The following is a 14,040-nucleotide window of genomic DNA, read 5'->3' as shown; positions in this document are numbered from 1 at the left end:
CGGGGGAGGGCGAAAGGACAAGATATGAATACCGCTTCCGTCTCTCTCGGCGCTTCCGTTTCAGCGCAGTCGCGCTTCATGCAGCTCGCGTTTGCCGCGCTGCTCGGCATTTTCGTCATGGGCTTTGTCGGCTTCTCGCAAATCGAGGCCGTCCACAATGCCGCCCACGACTATCGCCATTCCATTGCATTTCCCTGCCACTGACCAGGAATTGACATCATGACACTGTTTCGCAACGTCGTATTCATCGCGGCGATCGCAGGGCTTGTGGCCGGCGTCGTTCTCGCGTGCATGCAAGCCTTTGCAACCTATCCTCTGATTTCCCAGGCTGAAGTTTTTGAAAAGACCGGCGGCGGCCAGGGGCACGATCAAGCCGCCGCGGCGGCTCCGGCAGCCAATACCAATGCAACGAGCCCCTCGGCAACGGCGGAAACTGCGATGAGCACGGCTGCGCCGGCGCCGGCCGAAGCGGCTGCTCCCGCGGAAGAAGACGAAGGCTGGGCGCCGGCCGACGGCTTCGAGCGCTACGCCTTCAGCGTGGCAGCCAATATCGTCACCGGCATCGGCTTCGCATTGGTCCTTGTCGCTGTCTCGGAATTCGCCGGCGGCATCGGCAATTGGCGCCAGGGCGTGTTCTGGGGCCTGGCGGGCTTTGCCGCGTTCACGCTGGCGCCGGGCCTGGGCCTGCCGCCTGAACTGCCGGCGATGCCGGCGGCCGATCTCACCCAGCGCCAGATCTGGTGGACGGCAACCGTGGTGGCGACCGCGGCCGGTCTCGGCCTGCTCGCCTTCCGCAAATCGCTGCCATTGGCGTTGCTGGCTGTGGCCTTGATCGTGGCGCCGCATATCGTCGGCGCGCCGCAGCCCGACAGTTTCGAGACCGCGATCCCGGAAGGACTGCACCACCAGTTCGTGGTGGCGGTGACGCTGACCAACCTGGCGTTCTGGCTGGTGCTCGGCGCCGTCGTCGGCGTGGTGCGCGGACGCTTCACCGGCGCGGCGACCAGCCTGCGCGACAGCTTTGCCTGATCGCAAGGGATTGACCTTCATCATCGGCGGCGCGCGCTCCGGCAAGAGCGCGCACGCCGAAACATTGGTGACCGCCTGTCGGGGGCCGTGGACCTATATCGCGACGGCGCAAGCCCATGACGATGAGATGCGCGAACGCATCTCGCTGCACCAGTCGAGGCGTGGCGAGGGCTGGGCGACGGTGGATGCGCCGCTCGACCTTGCCGGCGCGCTCGCTGCATTGCCTGACGGCCGACCGGTCCTGATCGACTGCCTGACGCTCTGGCTGACCAACCATATGCTGGCCGAGCATGATTTCGAGGCCGAATGCCGGCAGCTGGCCGATGTGGTGTCGCGACCGCGCGGGCCATGGTTCGTGGTCTCCAACGAAGTCGGCCAAGGCATCGTGCCCGACAATGCGCTCGCCCGCCGCTTTCGCGACGCTGCCGGCCGGCTCAACCAGCAGGTCGCCGCAGTCGCCGACACGGTGCTTTTGATGGTGGCGGGGCTGCCGCTCAAGGTGAAGCGAGATGACCGATATTGATGCCAAGACCATTGAACAGGGGGACGAGGAACGCCATCGCGCCAAGATGGCCAAGCGCAAGGCGGTGCAGGACGCCGAAGTGGCGGCAAAGACGATCGAGAAGGGCCTGCTGATCGTCAACACCGGGCCGGGCAAGGGCAAGACCACCGCCGCCTTCGGGCTGGCGCTGCGGATGCTCGGCTATGGCAAGCGCGTCGGCGTCGTCCAGTTCATCAAGGGCAAATGGCACACTGGCGAGAAGGACGCCTTCGCCGCCTTCGGCGACCGCGTCGTCTGGCATGCGATGGGCGAGGGTTTTACCTGGGAAACACAGGATCTGAAGCGCGACATCGCGGCGGCCGAAGCCGCCTGGGCCAAGGCGCTCGAGCTGATGGCCGATCCTTCGATCAGCCTTGTCGTGCTCGACGAGTTGAACATCGCGCTGCGCTACGATTATCTCGATCTGGACAGGGTTGTCGCGGCGCTGAAAGGCCGGCGCGAAGGCCTGCATGTCGTGATCACCGGTCGCAACGCCAAGCCGGCTCTGGTCGAGGCGGCCGATCTGGTGACCGAGATGGGCGTGACCAAGCACCATTTCTCGGCCGGCGTGAAGGCGCAGCAAGGGATAGAGTTCTAAGAAGGTTTACCCCCCCTCCCGGAGAGGGTAAGTCACGCTATAAGGACGATCACCGCGATCAGCCCAAACAGCGCGATCAGCAGAAAGTCGGCCGTCCGGTAGAGTTTCAGCGCCTGCCTTATGTCGGCGCTCTCGGCCTCACGCCGGCCGCCATCGCCCATGAACGCATCCTCGACCACCACGCCGCCATAGCTGCGTGGCCCGGCAAGGGCGAGGCCCAGCGCCCCGGCCATCGCGACTTCCGGCCAGCCGGCATTGGGCGAACGGTGTTTTTTCGCGTCGCGCCGCACGGTGCGCCAGGCATTTTTCGCATCGGCGCCTTTGACGAACAGAGCCGCCAGCACAATGAGCAGCGCGGTCAGCCGCGACGCCGGAAGGTTGATCAGATCGTCGAAACGCGCCGCTGCCCGGCCGAACGCCTCATGGCGCGGGGTGCGGTGGCCGATCATCGAATCGGCGGTGTTGGCGGCCTTGTAGGCTGCGCCGCCGGGGAGCCCGCCGACGCCGATCCAGAAGGCGGGCGCGACTATGCCGTCGGAAAAGTTCTCGGCCAGGCTCTCGATCGCAGCGCGGCAGACACCGGCTCTGTCGAGCGTTTCGGGGTCTCGGCCGACGATGTGCGAGACCGCAACACGGCCGACGGCAAGCCCGCCATTGTCGAGTGCGTCGGCCACGGCCTCGACATGCTCGGCCAGGCTCTTCTGCGACAAAAGCGACGTTGCGAGAATTGCCACGACGAGCAGACCGGAAGGGAGGACCTGCCACAGCAGGATTTCCAGCACCAGGGCGATAACCGCCGGCACCAGCACGATGACCAGCAGCGCGTGAACACCGCGCCGGCGACGCAGCGCGTCGGAATCAGTATCGTGGTTGAGCCTGCGATCGAGAAAGGATATCAGCCTGCCGAACCAGGTAACGGGATGGCCGATACGACGGAACAGCCAATCCGGATAACCTAGAGCGAATTCAATAATCAGTGACAGGAAGGCGATCAGGAACGACATGAAGCTTCTTGATGGAGCGGTGGCAGCAGTGGATCACGGCGGAAGCCTTGGCCGGGCGAAGGCGCTCTTTCCCCACGCGCCGCAGCCCTTTGTCGACCTCTCGACCGGTATCAATCCGCACTCCTATCCGCTTTTCGAGCTGCCCGCCACCGCCCTGTCACGGTTGCCGGAAGGTGCACGCGCCCGCGAACTGGCCGATGTCGCGGCGCGCGCCTATGGCGCGCCATCGGCGGCGAATGTGGCGGCGGTGCCCGGCACGCAGATACTGTTGCCGCGCGTCGCTTCGCTGGTAAAACCCGGCAAGGCGCTGGTGCTCGGCCCGACCTATGCCGAGCACAGCCGAGCGGCAGCGATCGCCGGCCATGCGGTGGCGGAGGTCGATGGTTTCGAGGCGCTTGCCGCGGCCGACCTCGCCACTATCGTCAATCCCAACAATCCGGACGGGCGCGTCGTCAAGCGCGAAGACCTGCTTCGGCTTGCCGAGAAATTGCGCGCCAGGGGCGGGTTGCTGGTCGTCGACGAAGCCTTCATGGATGTCGGCCCGCATAGGGAAAGCCTTGCGGCCGATGTCGGGCAGGGCGGTATCGTCGTGCTGCGCTCCTTCGGCAAGTTCTTTGGCCTGGCCGGCCTGCGGCTCGGCTTTGCCTTGACCGATGCGCTGACCGTCGAACGGCTGGAAGCACAATTCGGGCCATGGGCGGTCGCCGGCCCGGCGCTCGAATATGGCATCCGCGCGCTGGCCGACACTGATTGGCAGATCGAGATGCGGCGCGAACTGGCCGGAGACGCCGCGCGGCTTGACGCGCTGTTTGATCGCTTCGGCGTTCCCGTCGCCGGCGGCACCACGCTCTTCCGCTGTGTCAGACTGCCGGACGCTGCCGGCCTGTTTTCGGCGCTCGGCGAACGCGGCGTCCTGCTTCGGCATTTCTCCGATCGGCCGCTTGTGCTGCGCGCCGGACTGCCGGGCGGGGACGAGGAATGGCGGCGGCTCGAATCCGCTCTTGCAGACTGGGCTTCGCGGCGCAACGATGCCGACAGGGAGATCAAGCGATGATCCATGTCTGTTCGCTGTCGAAGGTCGAGGAAACAGTGGCGAAGACCGGCGCCGAGCGGCTGCTCTCGCTGCTGGCAGCCGGCACCGAGGTGACGCGGCCGGCCTCGATCGCCGGGGAGAACCATCTGCACCTCGTCATGCATGACATTGCCGTGCCGCAGGACGGCATGACCATGCCGGGCGAGGAGCACGTCCGCAGCCTGCTCGATTTCGCGCGCCGGTGGGATCGGGCAAGGCCGCTGGTGGTGCATTGCTATGCCGGCATCAGCCGCTCGACCGCCTCGGCCTACATCATTGCGGCAGCACTGGCGCCGAAGCGCGACGAGGTCGAATTGGCTGAGACTTTGCGCGCGCTGTCGCCCTCGGCAACACCCAATCCGCGATTGATTTCGGTGGCTGACACGCTGCTTGACCGCAGCGGCCGGATGATCGAAGCCATCCAGGCGATCGGGCGCGGCGCGGATGCTTTCGAAGGCACGCCGTTCGCGCTGAACATTGACCGCTGAATTCGGCTCGCGAGATCGCTATGCCAGCCAGTCGGCGAGCTTCGCCTTGCGCACGTCTTTCAGGAGGCTGATGAAGCCGTCGGCCTGATGTTCGGCGGTCAGCCGGCCTTTTTCGGCTGTCGCAATACTGGCATCGCCGACCACGCCGTTCGGGTTGAGGTCGGTGGCAATCCAGGCAAAGGCATGCGTTCCGGTGTGGCGCAGCAGCGAGAATTCCTTTTCGGCACGGCCGACATTGCTGGCGAAATTGTCAGCCTTGCCCATATCGACGAGATCCGGCCGGAAATACAGCATCAGCGAGGTCTCGACGTCGCCGCCATGGATGCCGTGACGGTCCTCAAGCTCGGTAAACATGCCGGCCGGCCGGCCAAAGCGCTGCCAGCTCGTCTTCACCGTCAGCATTTTGGCGCGCACGCGCAATTCGCGCGTGATGATGCCCATGATCTCCTCATTGCCGCCATGCGAGTTGACGACGATCAGCTTCCTGACGCCGGCGCGGGAGACCGACAGGCCAAGCTCGGTCCAGGCATCGACCAGCGTCGTTGCCGGCAGGGTGAGCGTGCCCGGCGCATGCAGATGTTCGTTCGACTTGCCCACCGCCTGGACGGGCAGGATGCGGATGTCGAGATCGCCGGGCAGGCGCGCAATGACGGTTTCCAGCATGCCGTTCATGATCGCGGTGTCGGTCGAAACCGGCAGATGCGGGCCGTGCTGTTCGATCGCCGCCACCGGCAGAATGGCGATCGTCGCCTCCGGATCGATCGTGGCGTATTCGGTGGTCCGGTAGTCGCCCCACCATACGCGTCTGATTGCAGCGGTCATGTCATGCCTCTTTCAATGAACAGGTCAGACCTAGCGCGGCGGGCATCGGCTGTCGATTCACCCTGCCGCGACGACCTCGATTTCGACTTTGAATTCAGGCCGGGCGAAACCGGACACGATCATCAGCGTCGAGGCCGGCGCGGGGCTCGAAAACAGCCGGTCGCGAACGTCCATATAGGGCCTGAGGAAGGCGCGGTCGGTGACATAGGCATTGATGCGCACGATGTCTTGAAGCCCAAGCCCGGCCTCTCCGAGGATCGCCGCTATGTTCTGGAAACAGAGTTCGGCCTGGGCGCCGGCATCCTCCGGGATTTGATCTTCCACCGTGATGGCGACCTGGCCCGAGCACAGCACCAGCCGCTTCCCCGCGGGCACCTCGACGCCGTGGCTGTAGCGGGCGAAAGGCGGCTTGATCGACTTCGGCGTGAGGAATCTGAACATGGCAATCTCCTGTTTGCGGCCAGCCTATCGCATCGGCCCGAAAATCGGGTTCGATTTTCGGAAAGCACGATGCGAAGATTCAAAAGTCCTAGAGCGTACTTTGTGCGTCCAAACGGACGCACGTCGCTCTAAAGCCGGACCGGCAAGGCCTTCAAGATGCGGTGCATGTGATCGGGGCGATTGTGGACAGACGTCCAAAAAATAGGCACGATGCATCCCATACAGCACGCCCGTCCAGTCTTCGCACGCGGCTGTTGCGCATGCGGGCGGCCCTGGTGGTGGCATGTGTCTTGCTTCTTGAATCGATGGTGTCGAGCCTGGCGCGTGGCGCGCTGGGCCAAATGAAGGGTGGTGTTCATGGGTGGAAAATGGATTGTCTCGGCAGGCGCGATCGCGCTGCTTGCGGCAAGCACGTTTGGTGCGACGGCGAACGAAAAAGCCACCTTCGGCACCAATTGGCTCGCTCAAGCCGAGCATGGCGGCTATTATCAGGCAGTCGCTGACGGCACCTATGCGGCATGTGGGCTCGACGTGACGATCATGCAGGGTGGTCCGCAAGTCAGCGGCCGACCGCTGCTGCTCGCCGGCAAGATCGACTTCTACATGGGCGGCAATCTGCTTTCGGCATTCGATGCAGTGCAGCAAGGCATTCCCATGCGCGTGGTGGCGGCCGACTTCCAGAAGGACCCGCAGGTCATCATGTCTCAGCCCGGCCAAGGACTGGACAAATGGGAGGATCTGAAGACGGCGGACCAGTACATACTGAGCGACGAGGGCGCGCAGACTTTCTTCCAGTGGATGGTCATCGACCTTGGTTTCGATGCCGCCAAGCGCGTGCCCTATACATTCAACCCGGCGCCCTTCATCGCCAACAAGAAGTCGATACAGCAAGGCTATGTCACCTCGGAGCCATTCGCGGTCCAGAAGGAGGGCGGTTTCATGCCGAACCAGTTCCTGCTCGCCGACTATGGCTGGGACACTTATGCAACCACGATCGAGGTCATGCAGGACACGATCGACAAGCGGCCGGAAGTCGTGCAGTGCTTCGTCGATGGCTCCGCCAAGGGCTGGTACAACTATCTCTACGGCGACAACAAGGCTGCCAACGAGCTGATCAAGAAAGACAACCCCGACATGAACGACGAACAGATCGCGTTCTCGATCGAACAGCTGAAAAAATTCGGCATCACCGATTCCGGCGATACGGAAAAGCTCGGCATCGGCGCGATGACGGAAGCGCGCATCCAGAGCTTCTACGACAAGATGGTCAAGGCCAAGGTGGCGCAGCCCGGTATCGACATCAAGAAGGCCTACACGCTCGCCTTCATCAACAAGGGCGTCGGGCTGGACCTGAAGAAATAATCGTGAAGCTGCAGAAAGTGGCGCAAGCGCCTCTGGCGGCATCGGGTGATGGCCCGATGCTCCTGGCGCTGCGCGATGTCGGCAAGGTTTTTTCCAACGGCGTGACAGCGCTCAGCAACGTCAATCTGACGATCCGGGAAGGCGATTTCCTCAGCCTGCTCGGACCGTCAGGCTGCGGCAAGTCGACGGCGCTCAGGCTGATTGCCGGCCTGTCGACGCCAACCTCCGGCCTGCTCGACTGGCGCGGCAGTGGCTCCTTCGACCGTTCTGACATCGGCTTCGTCTTCCAGGAGCCGACGCTGCTGCCCTGGGCAGATGTCTTCGACAATGTCTGGCTGCCGCTCAGGCTCAAGGGCGTGTCGCGGGCCAAGGCCGCGCCTTTTGTCATGGAGATGCTGGCGCGGGTGCATCTGACCGGCTTCGAGAACGCCGTGCCGCGCGAGCTTTCCGGCGGCATGAAGATGCGCGTCTCGATCGCCCGCGCCATGGTCACCAGGCCGCGCGTGCTTTTGATGGACGAGCCGTTTGGAGCACTGGACGAGATCACCCGCTTCAAGCTCAACAACGATCTTCTGGAGTTGTGGCAAGGCGAACGTTTTACAGTCGTCTTCGTCACCCACAGCGTCTTCGAAAGCGTGTTCCTGTCCAACCGCGTCGTCGTCATGGCGGCGCGGCCGGGGCGCGTGTTCAGGGAATTCGCGGTCGATGCTCCCTATCCACGCGACGAGGCGTTCCGCACCTCGCCAGACTATGCCGCGCTCTGCCGCCAGGCGTCCGACGTGCTGATCGGCGCCATCAACTCAACCGCCGGATCGCATCATGACGGCCATTGAAGAACATACGCTGACGCTCGATCCCGAGGAGGCGCGCCGCCTGCGCCAGGAGCGGCTTGAACGGATCGGCAGATGGCTGCTGCCGCTGGCGATCATGATCCTGGCGATCTGGCTGTGGGACCGCGTCTGCGTCTGGAACGACATTCCGAAATACATATTGCCGCGCCCCGGCGTGGTGCTGCAAACGCTCCATGACGATGCCGGGCTGTTGTTCTCCTCGCTGTTGGTGACGCTCAGGATCACCTTTCTCAGCCTGCTTCTCGCCGTCGCCGGCGGGGTCGGGCTGGCGGTGCTGTTCGCGCAATCGAAATGGGTGGAGATGTCGTTCTTCCCGTTCGCCATCGTTCTGCAGGTGACGCCGATCGTCGCGATCTTCCCGCTGATCAACATCTATGTCGACAACCAGACGGCAAAGCTCCTGCTTTGCGCCTGGATCGTTGCCTTCTTTCCGATCCTCTCCAACACCACGCTCGGTCTCAATTCCGTCGACCGCAATCTGCGCGATCTGTTCAAGCTCAACGGCGCGACGCGCTGGCAGCAATTGCGCTATCTCAGGCTGCCGGCGGCCATGCCCTATTTCCTAGGCGGTCTGAAGATCGCCGGCGGCCTGTCGCTGATCGGAGCCGTGGTGGCGGAATTCGTCGCCGGCGCCACCGGGCAGTCATCGGGTCTTGCCTCGCGCATCATCGAGGCCGGCTATCGGCTCAATGCGCCGCGGCTCTTCGCGGCGCTGATCCTCATCTCGCTGACCGGCATATTGATCTTCCTGGTGCTGTCGCTGATTTCCCATCTCCTCCTGCGGCGTTGGCACGAAAGCGCCCTGAAGCAGGAGCGATAGGATGGGTGACGCGATTGAGAACGGTGAGGGGCTGCTTGGGCCAGAGATACGGCGAACCGCCGTGCGGAGACATCGTGAACAGTTTTGCGCCGCCGCTAAGCTCAAAGGGAATGGCATGGATCCTAGGGTCTGCGCGTCCGCTTCGCTCCCGCTCCGCCCTAGGATGACGAAGGGAAAGGATGCCGCCACCAATCGCAAACGTTGGAGATACCGGAGTTCCCACCAATCCCCAGCATTGGCGATTTGCACATGCCTCCCCGTCTTTCGTCATCCACGGGCGGAGCGGGAGCGAAGCGGACGCGCAGACCCGAGGATCCATGCCGTTACGGTCACCGAAGAATACGGCGGTGCAAAACTGTTCGCGATGTCTCCGTCCGCCTGTTTGCGGTGTCTCCGATCCAAACGACCCCTTGAGGGAACGGTGTTGCATAGGCCAGAGGGGGGTAAGTCTTGATACCAGCCTCTGGTTCTTACCGTCTCAGCAACGTCCGCCTTCACCGGTCGCTGACACCTGGTCTTGCCGCTGCTTTCGACTCTGACGGCTTCGCGCTCGCCGACATGTCCGTCGCCGACGGCAAGATCTCCAGCATCGCCGCGCATGGCAGACCCAAGGCACCGGTGGGCGCGATCGACCTCGGGGGACGCATCGTCATGCCGTGTTTCGTCGACTGCCACACCCACATCGACAAGGGCCATATCTGGCCCCGCAAACCCAATCCCGACGGTACCTTCATGGGCGCGCTGAATGCCACCGGCGCCGACCGTGCCGCGCGCTGGAGCGCCGAGGACGTCGCCCGGCGCATGGATTTTTCCCTGCGCTCGGCCTACGCGCATGGCACCAAGGCTTTGCGCACCCATCTCGACAGCGTGGCGCCGCAGGAGGAGATTTCCTGGCCGGTATTCGAGACGATGCGGGAGATTTGGCACGGCCGTATCGAATTGCAGGCGGCCTGCCTGCTCGGCATCGAAGGCGTGCGCGACAGGAAATGGTTCGAAGGACTGGCCAAACGCGTGGCCGCGGCCAAGGGTGTGCTCGGCGTCGTGACCTATATGGTGCCGGACCTCGAGGAACTTCTCGACCATGTGTTCGCACAGGCGATCAAACACGGGCTCGACCTTGATTTCCATGCCGACGAGACCGACGCCGTCTCCGCGATCTCGTTGAAGAAGATCGCCGAAGCGGCGCTGTGGAACGGTTTTGAAGGCAACATCCTCGTCGGCCATTGCTGCTCGCTGGCGCGTCAGCCGGACCTCGACGTGCTCGACACGCTGGACAAGGTGGCGAAGGCGGGGCTCGCCGTGGTGTCGCTGCCGATGTGCAATCTCTATCTGCAGGATCGACGCGCTGACCAAACCACGCCGCGCTGGCGCGGCGTGACGCTGCTGCATGAGATGAAGGCGCGCGGCATTCCCGTTGCGATTGCTTCCGACAACACGCGTGACCCGTTCTATGCCTATGGCGATCTCGACATGCTGGAGGTCTACCGGATGGCGACACGCATCCTGCATTTCGATCATCCTGTCGGCGACTGGCCAAAGGCCGTAACAGAGACGCCGGCCAAAGTGATGCGACTCGACGGTTTTGGTACGCTCGCCGCCGGCGGTGTCGCCGATTTTGTCGTCTTCAAGGGGCGAAGCTGGACGGAATTGCTGTCGCGACCGGAATCTGATCGCATCGTGGTGCGCGTGGGCCGCGCCATCGAGCGCCAATTGCCCGACTATGCCGAACTCGACGAACTGATGGTGAAGTAATGGACATCGCGGCGCTCAAGCACGACCTCGACGGGCTGAAGATCGACGACCATCCGGCGATCGTCCAGCAGAAGAGCCGCGACTTCTACTGGTATAGTCCGGTGCTGAAGCAGCAGCTCGACCATGTCACCGGCGACCTGATCGTGACGCCGAAAACCGAGGAGGAGGTGATCCGCGTGCTGGCGGCCTGCCATCGGCACGGTGTTCCGGTGACACCGCGCGGCAGCGGCACCGGCAATTATGGGCAAGCGATGCCTTTGTCCGGCGGCGTGGTGCTCAATCTCGCCGAGATGAACGCGGTAAAGGCGATAGCGCCCGGCCGCGTCGTCACCGGGCCGGGCGCCGTTCTGGCCGAGATCGACAGAGCGACGCGGGCGCATTCGGGCCAGGAGCTCAGGATGTCGCCGTCGACCTACAACACGGCCTCGATCGGCGGGTTCGTTGCCGGCGGCTCCGGCGGTGTCGGCTCGATCCGCTGGGGCGGGTTGCGCGACCTCGGCAATGTCATCCGGCTGCGAACCGTGACAATGGAGGCCGAGCCGCGCGTCATGGAGCTTACCGGCGAGGATGTGCTGAAGGTCATGCATGCCTATGGCACCAATGGCATCATCACCGAGGTCGAGATGCCGCTGACCGCCGCCTACGACTGGATTGATGTCATCGTCGGCTTCGACGATTTCATGGATGCGGCCGGCTTCGGCGACGATCTCGCCGTCCAGGATGGCATTTTGGCGAAACTGATCACGCCGATCGCAGCACCGATCCCGTACGATTATTTCAAGCGCCATCAGAAATTCTTCCGGCGCGATCAGAGCATCGTCGTCCTGATGATCGCGCCGCATGCGATGGACGCCTTCCTCGCCTTCACGGCGCGCAGCAAGGGCGAGATCGTCTTCCGCGCCGACAAGGAGGCCGACTTGAAGGGCCTGCCGCCGGCCTATGAACTGACCTGGAACCACACGACATTGCGCGCCATCAGGGTCGATCCCACGATCACCTATCTGCAGGCCCGCTATCCCTCGCCGGATCATCTCGCACACGTCAAGGCGATGGTCGACCGCTTCGGCGACGAAGTGCCGTCGCATCTCGAATTCATCCGCTTCGACGGCGCGATTGGCGTTGCCGGTCTGCCGCTTGTCCGCTTCACCACGGCGGAGCGGCTCGATGAGATCATCCGCATCCACGAGGACAATGGCTGCTGGATTTTCAATCCGCATCGCTACACGCTTGAAGAGGGCGGCATGAAGCAGACCGACGCGGTGCAGCTTGCCTTCAAACGCGAGACCGACCCGCAAGGGCTGCTCAACCCCGGCAAGATGATCGCCTGGGAGAACCCGGACTACGACTACCGTTCGGGCAAGTCGTTCCTGTTCAAGGGCTTGCGGAAGGCGGGCTGAGAGCACGCATGAACATCCTCGTCCTCTACGCTCACCCGGTCGAAACCAGCTTCAATGCCGGCCTGCACAAGGTGATCGTCGAGCGGCTGACGGCGGCCGGGCATGCCGTCGACGACTGCGATCTCTATGGCGAGAATTTCGATCCCAGGCTGACGCGGGCCGAACGGCTGGGCTACCACGACCAGCGCGGGCCGGGCGATGCGGTGGCCGACTATGTCGAGCGCTTGCAAAGGGCCGAAGCGCTGGTGCTGTCATTCCCGGTCTGGAATTACGGCTATCCGGCGATCCTGAAAGGCTTTTTCGACCGCGTCTTCCTGCCCGGCGTGTCGTTCAGGCTGGTTGACGGCAAGGTGCAGCCGACGCTGCACAACATCAGCAAGCTGGCTGCGGTCACCACCTATGGCGGCAGCCGGTTCCGCGCCATGTTGATGGGCGACCCGCCGCGCAAACTGGTAAACCGCATGCTGCGCGCCACCATCAAGCCAGGAGCGCCGGTCTCCTATCTCGCGCATTATTCGATGAATCTTTCGACCGACGGGACGCGCAAGTCGTTCATGGCGAAGGTCGCGGCCGGGATGGATGCGTTCTGAGCCTCTTGCCTCCCCGTAACGGGAGGTCGATCCACACAGCGGGATAGCGTCTTTTCGCGCCTCATGTCCCGAACCAGCGGGCGCGGCGGCTGGTTCCGAAAATCTCCTTGTCGGCGCGCAGGGCGACCGACGGCTCGTGATAGGTTCCGGTCGGCTTTGGACCCGAGAAGAAATCCATCTCGACCTTGCCGATGCGGCCGCCGCCGAATTCGATATAGCAAGTGCCGAAACCGTCATACTGCTTCCCGCTGCCGTCGTTGCGCAGCTTGGCAATCAGGTCGCTGGCAACGGCGCGTGCAGCACCTTCGGCGAACACGCCGGCTTTCGGGGTTCCGGTGTTGGCGCCGTCGCCCACTGCGTACACATTGGGATGTCTGGTTTCCAATGTCCGTGGATTGACCGGGATCCAGCCATTTTCAGCCATGCCGCTGTCGATCACCACATCGGGTACGCGGTGCCTGGGGACGCCGAGGAACAGATCGAAGGGCATCTCGGCCCCGTCATCGAGCATTGCCACCTTGCGGTCGTTGTCGATCGAGGCAACGCGTCGACCCGGGATGAATTTGATGCCGCGCTCGGTAAAGGCCGCCTCCAGCGCGCGCGAGGTTTCGGGCGAGGGCGGCACCGGGCTCGGCAGCGGCAGTACGAAGCTGATCTCGCAGGCTTCGCGCACGCCGCGATTGACCAGATAGTCATGCAACATCAAGGCGCATTCGCTGGGCGCCGGCGGGCACTTGTACGGCGCGCCGCAGACCCCGACCAGCGCCTGTCCCCCGGCGAAGGTAGGCAGTATATCGCGCAGGCGCTCGGCCCCGGCGACACTGTAGAATTCGTTGGCCCCGGCAAGTCCGGGCGTGGCATCAAGATCATACTCGGCACCGAGCGCCACGATCAGGAAATCGGCCTCGTGGACGCCCCCATCGGTGGTGACGCGCCGCGCCTCGGAATCGATGGCGGTAACCGTCTGCCTGAGAAGGCGCACGCCTGACTTCACGAAGTTTCGGTACGGCATGCGCACAGCATCCAGCGTGGCATGGCCGAACATGACGTCGAGCTTGGAAAAGCCGAAGACGAAGCTGTCGCCCCTGTCGATCAAGGTCACGTCGACATCCGCGCCAAAGGTCTCAGACAGCAAAGTGCTGAGTTCGAGACCGCCAAAGCCCGCCCCCAGGACGAGCACGCGCGGCTTGTTGATCGTGTTCATGTTACACCTCAGGTGTTGCCGCGTGCTAAACGCGGTCGGCCGCCCAGCGTTATGCTCTGGCTGGGCCAA

Annotated in this window: 16 protein-coding genes; 12 read left to right on the top strand and 4 right to left on the bottom strand. The window is 63.7% G+C overall.

The annotated features are described in order from the left end of the window. The first annotated feature begins 24 nt into the window (after positions 1-24). Genes MESS2_RS21160 through cobO form a run of 4 tightly spaced genes read left to right on the top strand, consistent with a single transcriptional unit; the run spans position 25 to position 2,168 of the window. Positions 25-204 carry a CbtB domain-containing protein gene (locus MESS2_RS21160; protein WP_008876491.1) on the top strand — a complete coding sequence of 60 codons (180 nt, stop codon included), beginning with the start codon at positions 25-27 and terminating at the stop codon, positions 202-204. 15 nt (positions 205-219) lie between these two features. After that, positions 220-1,029, top strand: a complete 810-nt coding sequence (locus MESS2_RS21155) for a CbtA family protein (protein ID WP_008876490.1) — start codon at positions 220-222, stop codon at positions 1,027-1,029. Beyond that, entirely contained in the window at positions 1,022-1,552 is a 531-nt protein-coding gene (gene cobU, locus MESS2_RS21150; protein WP_040593635.1) for a bifunctional adenosylcobinamide kinase/adenosylcobinamide-phosphate guanylyltransferase, read from the top strand. Before MESS2_RS21155 ends, cobU begins: the two co-directional genes overlap by 8 nt. After that, the gene (cobO, locus tag MESS2_RS21145; RefSeq protein ID WP_008876488.1) at positions 1,539-2,168 is read left to right on the top strand and encodes a cob(I)yrinic acid a,c-diamide adenosyltransferase; all 630 of its coding nucleotides are present in this window, start codon (positions 1,539-1,541) and stop codon (positions 2,166-2,168) included. The genes cobU and cobO overlap by 14 nt, the downstream gene beginning before the upstream one ends. A gap of 32 nt (positions 2,169-2,200) precedes the next feature. Here cobO and cbiB read toward each other — a convergent pair whose 3' ends face one another. Then, on the bottom strand, positions 2,201-3,172 hold the full coding sequence (gene cbiB / locus MESS2_RS21140) for an adenosylcobinamide-phosphate synthase CbiB (protein WP_008876487.1): 972 nt from the start codon (positions 3,170-3,172) through the stop codon (positions 2,201-2,203). On the opposite strand from cbiB, the gene cobD reads away from it, so the two are divergent. Together cobD and MESS2_RS21130 are read left to right on the top strand one after the other, a co-directional pair. Further along, complete coding sequence (gene cobD / locus MESS2_RS21135) at positions 3,171-4,226, top strand: threonine-phosphate decarboxylase CobD (protein WP_083918648.1); 1,056 nt, start codon at positions 3,171-3,173, stop codon at positions 4,224-4,226. The genes cbiB and cobD overlap by 2 nt on opposite strands. Further along, positions 4,223-4,732: a tyrosine phosphatase family protein gene (locus MESS2_RS21130; RefSeq protein ID WP_008876485.1), complete on the top strand. Its 510-nt coding sequence runs from the start codon at positions 4,223-4,225 to the stop codon at positions 4,730-4,732. The genes cobD and MESS2_RS21130 overlap by 4 nt, the downstream gene beginning before the upstream one ends. A gap of 18 nt (positions 4,733-4,750) precedes the next feature. Here MESS2_RS21130 and MESS2_RS21125 read toward each other — a convergent pair whose 3' ends face one another. After that, positions 4,751-5,554, bottom strand: coding sequence for a creatininase family protein (locus MESS2_RS21125; protein WP_008876484.1), 804 nt, complete (start codon positions 5,552-5,554; stop codon positions 4,751-4,753). A 57-nt stretch (positions 5,555-5,611) separates the two neighbouring features. After that, positions 5,612-5,995, bottom strand: coding sequence for a RidA family protein (locus MESS2_RS21120; protein ID WP_008876483.1), 384 nt, complete (start codon positions 5,993-5,995; stop codon positions 5,612-5,614). A gap of 357 nt (positions 5,996-6,352) precedes the next feature. Between MESS2_RS21120 and MESS2_RS21115 the strand changes: the two genes are divergently transcribed. The 6 genes from MESS2_RS21115 to MESS2_RS21090 all read left to right on the top strand — a co-directional run bounded on the left by MESS2_RS21115 (position 6,353) and on the right by MESS2_RS21090 (position 12,767). Further along, positions 6,353-7,357, top strand: a complete 1,005-nt coding sequence (locus tag MESS2_RS21115) for an ABC transporter substrate-binding protein (RefSeq protein WP_008876482.1) — start codon at positions 6,353-6,355, stop codon at positions 7,355-7,357. Between the two features lie 2 nt (positions 7,358-7,359). After that, positions 7,360-8,190 (top strand): ABC transporter ATP-binding protein, encoded by an 831-nt coding sequence (locus tag MESS2_RS21110; RefSeq protein WP_008876481.1) that lies wholly within the window; start codon positions 7,360-7,362, stop codon positions 8,188-8,190. Then, on the top strand, positions 8,177-9,028 hold the full coding sequence (locus MESS2_RS21105; protein WP_008876480.1) for an ABC transporter permease: 852 nt from the start codon (positions 8,177-8,179) through the stop codon (positions 9,026-9,028). The genes MESS2_RS21110 and MESS2_RS21105 overlap by 14 nt, the downstream gene beginning before the upstream one ends. Before the next feature lie 450 nt (positions 9,029-9,478). Then, positions 9,479-10,780, top strand: coding sequence for a cytosine deaminase (locus MESS2_RS21100; protein ID WP_008876479.1), 1,302 nt, complete (start codon positions 9,479-9,481; stop codon positions 10,778-10,780). Next, positions 10,780-12,177 carry an FAD-binding oxidoreductase gene (locus tag MESS2_RS21095; RefSeq protein ID WP_008876478.1) on the top strand — a complete coding sequence of 466 codons (1,398 nt, stop codon included), beginning with the start codon at positions 10,780-10,782 and terminating at the stop codon, positions 12,175-12,177. The genes MESS2_RS21100 and MESS2_RS21095 overlap by 1 nt, the downstream gene beginning before the upstream one ends. Before the next feature lie 8 nt (positions 12,178-12,185). Beyond that, positions 12,186-12,767, top strand: a complete 582-nt coding sequence (locus tag MESS2_RS21090; protein ID WP_008876477.1) for an NAD(P)H-dependent oxidoreductase — start codon at positions 12,186-12,188, stop codon at positions 12,765-12,767. Between the two features lie 61 nt (positions 12,768-12,828). Here the strand turns inward: MESS2_RS21090 and MESS2_RS21085 are convergent, their stop codons facing one another. Next, a complete protein-coding gene (locus MESS2_RS21085) occupies positions 12,829-13,971 on the bottom strand; it encodes an NAD(P)/FAD-dependent oxidoreductase (RefSeq protein ID WP_008876476.1) in 1,143 nt (380 codons plus the stop codon). Positions 13,972-14,040: the final 69 nt, after the last annotated feature.

This window comes from Mesorhizobium metallidurans STM 2683 (assembly GCF_000350085.1).
In the GTDB taxonomy this organism is placed as follows: Bacteria; Pseudomonadota; Alphaproteobacteria; order Rhizobiales; family Rhizobiaceae; genus Mesorhizobium; species Mesorhizobium metallidurans.
The sequence above is the reverse complement of the archived record's forward strand: the minus strand, read 5'-3'. Positions and strand labels throughout refer to the sequence as shown.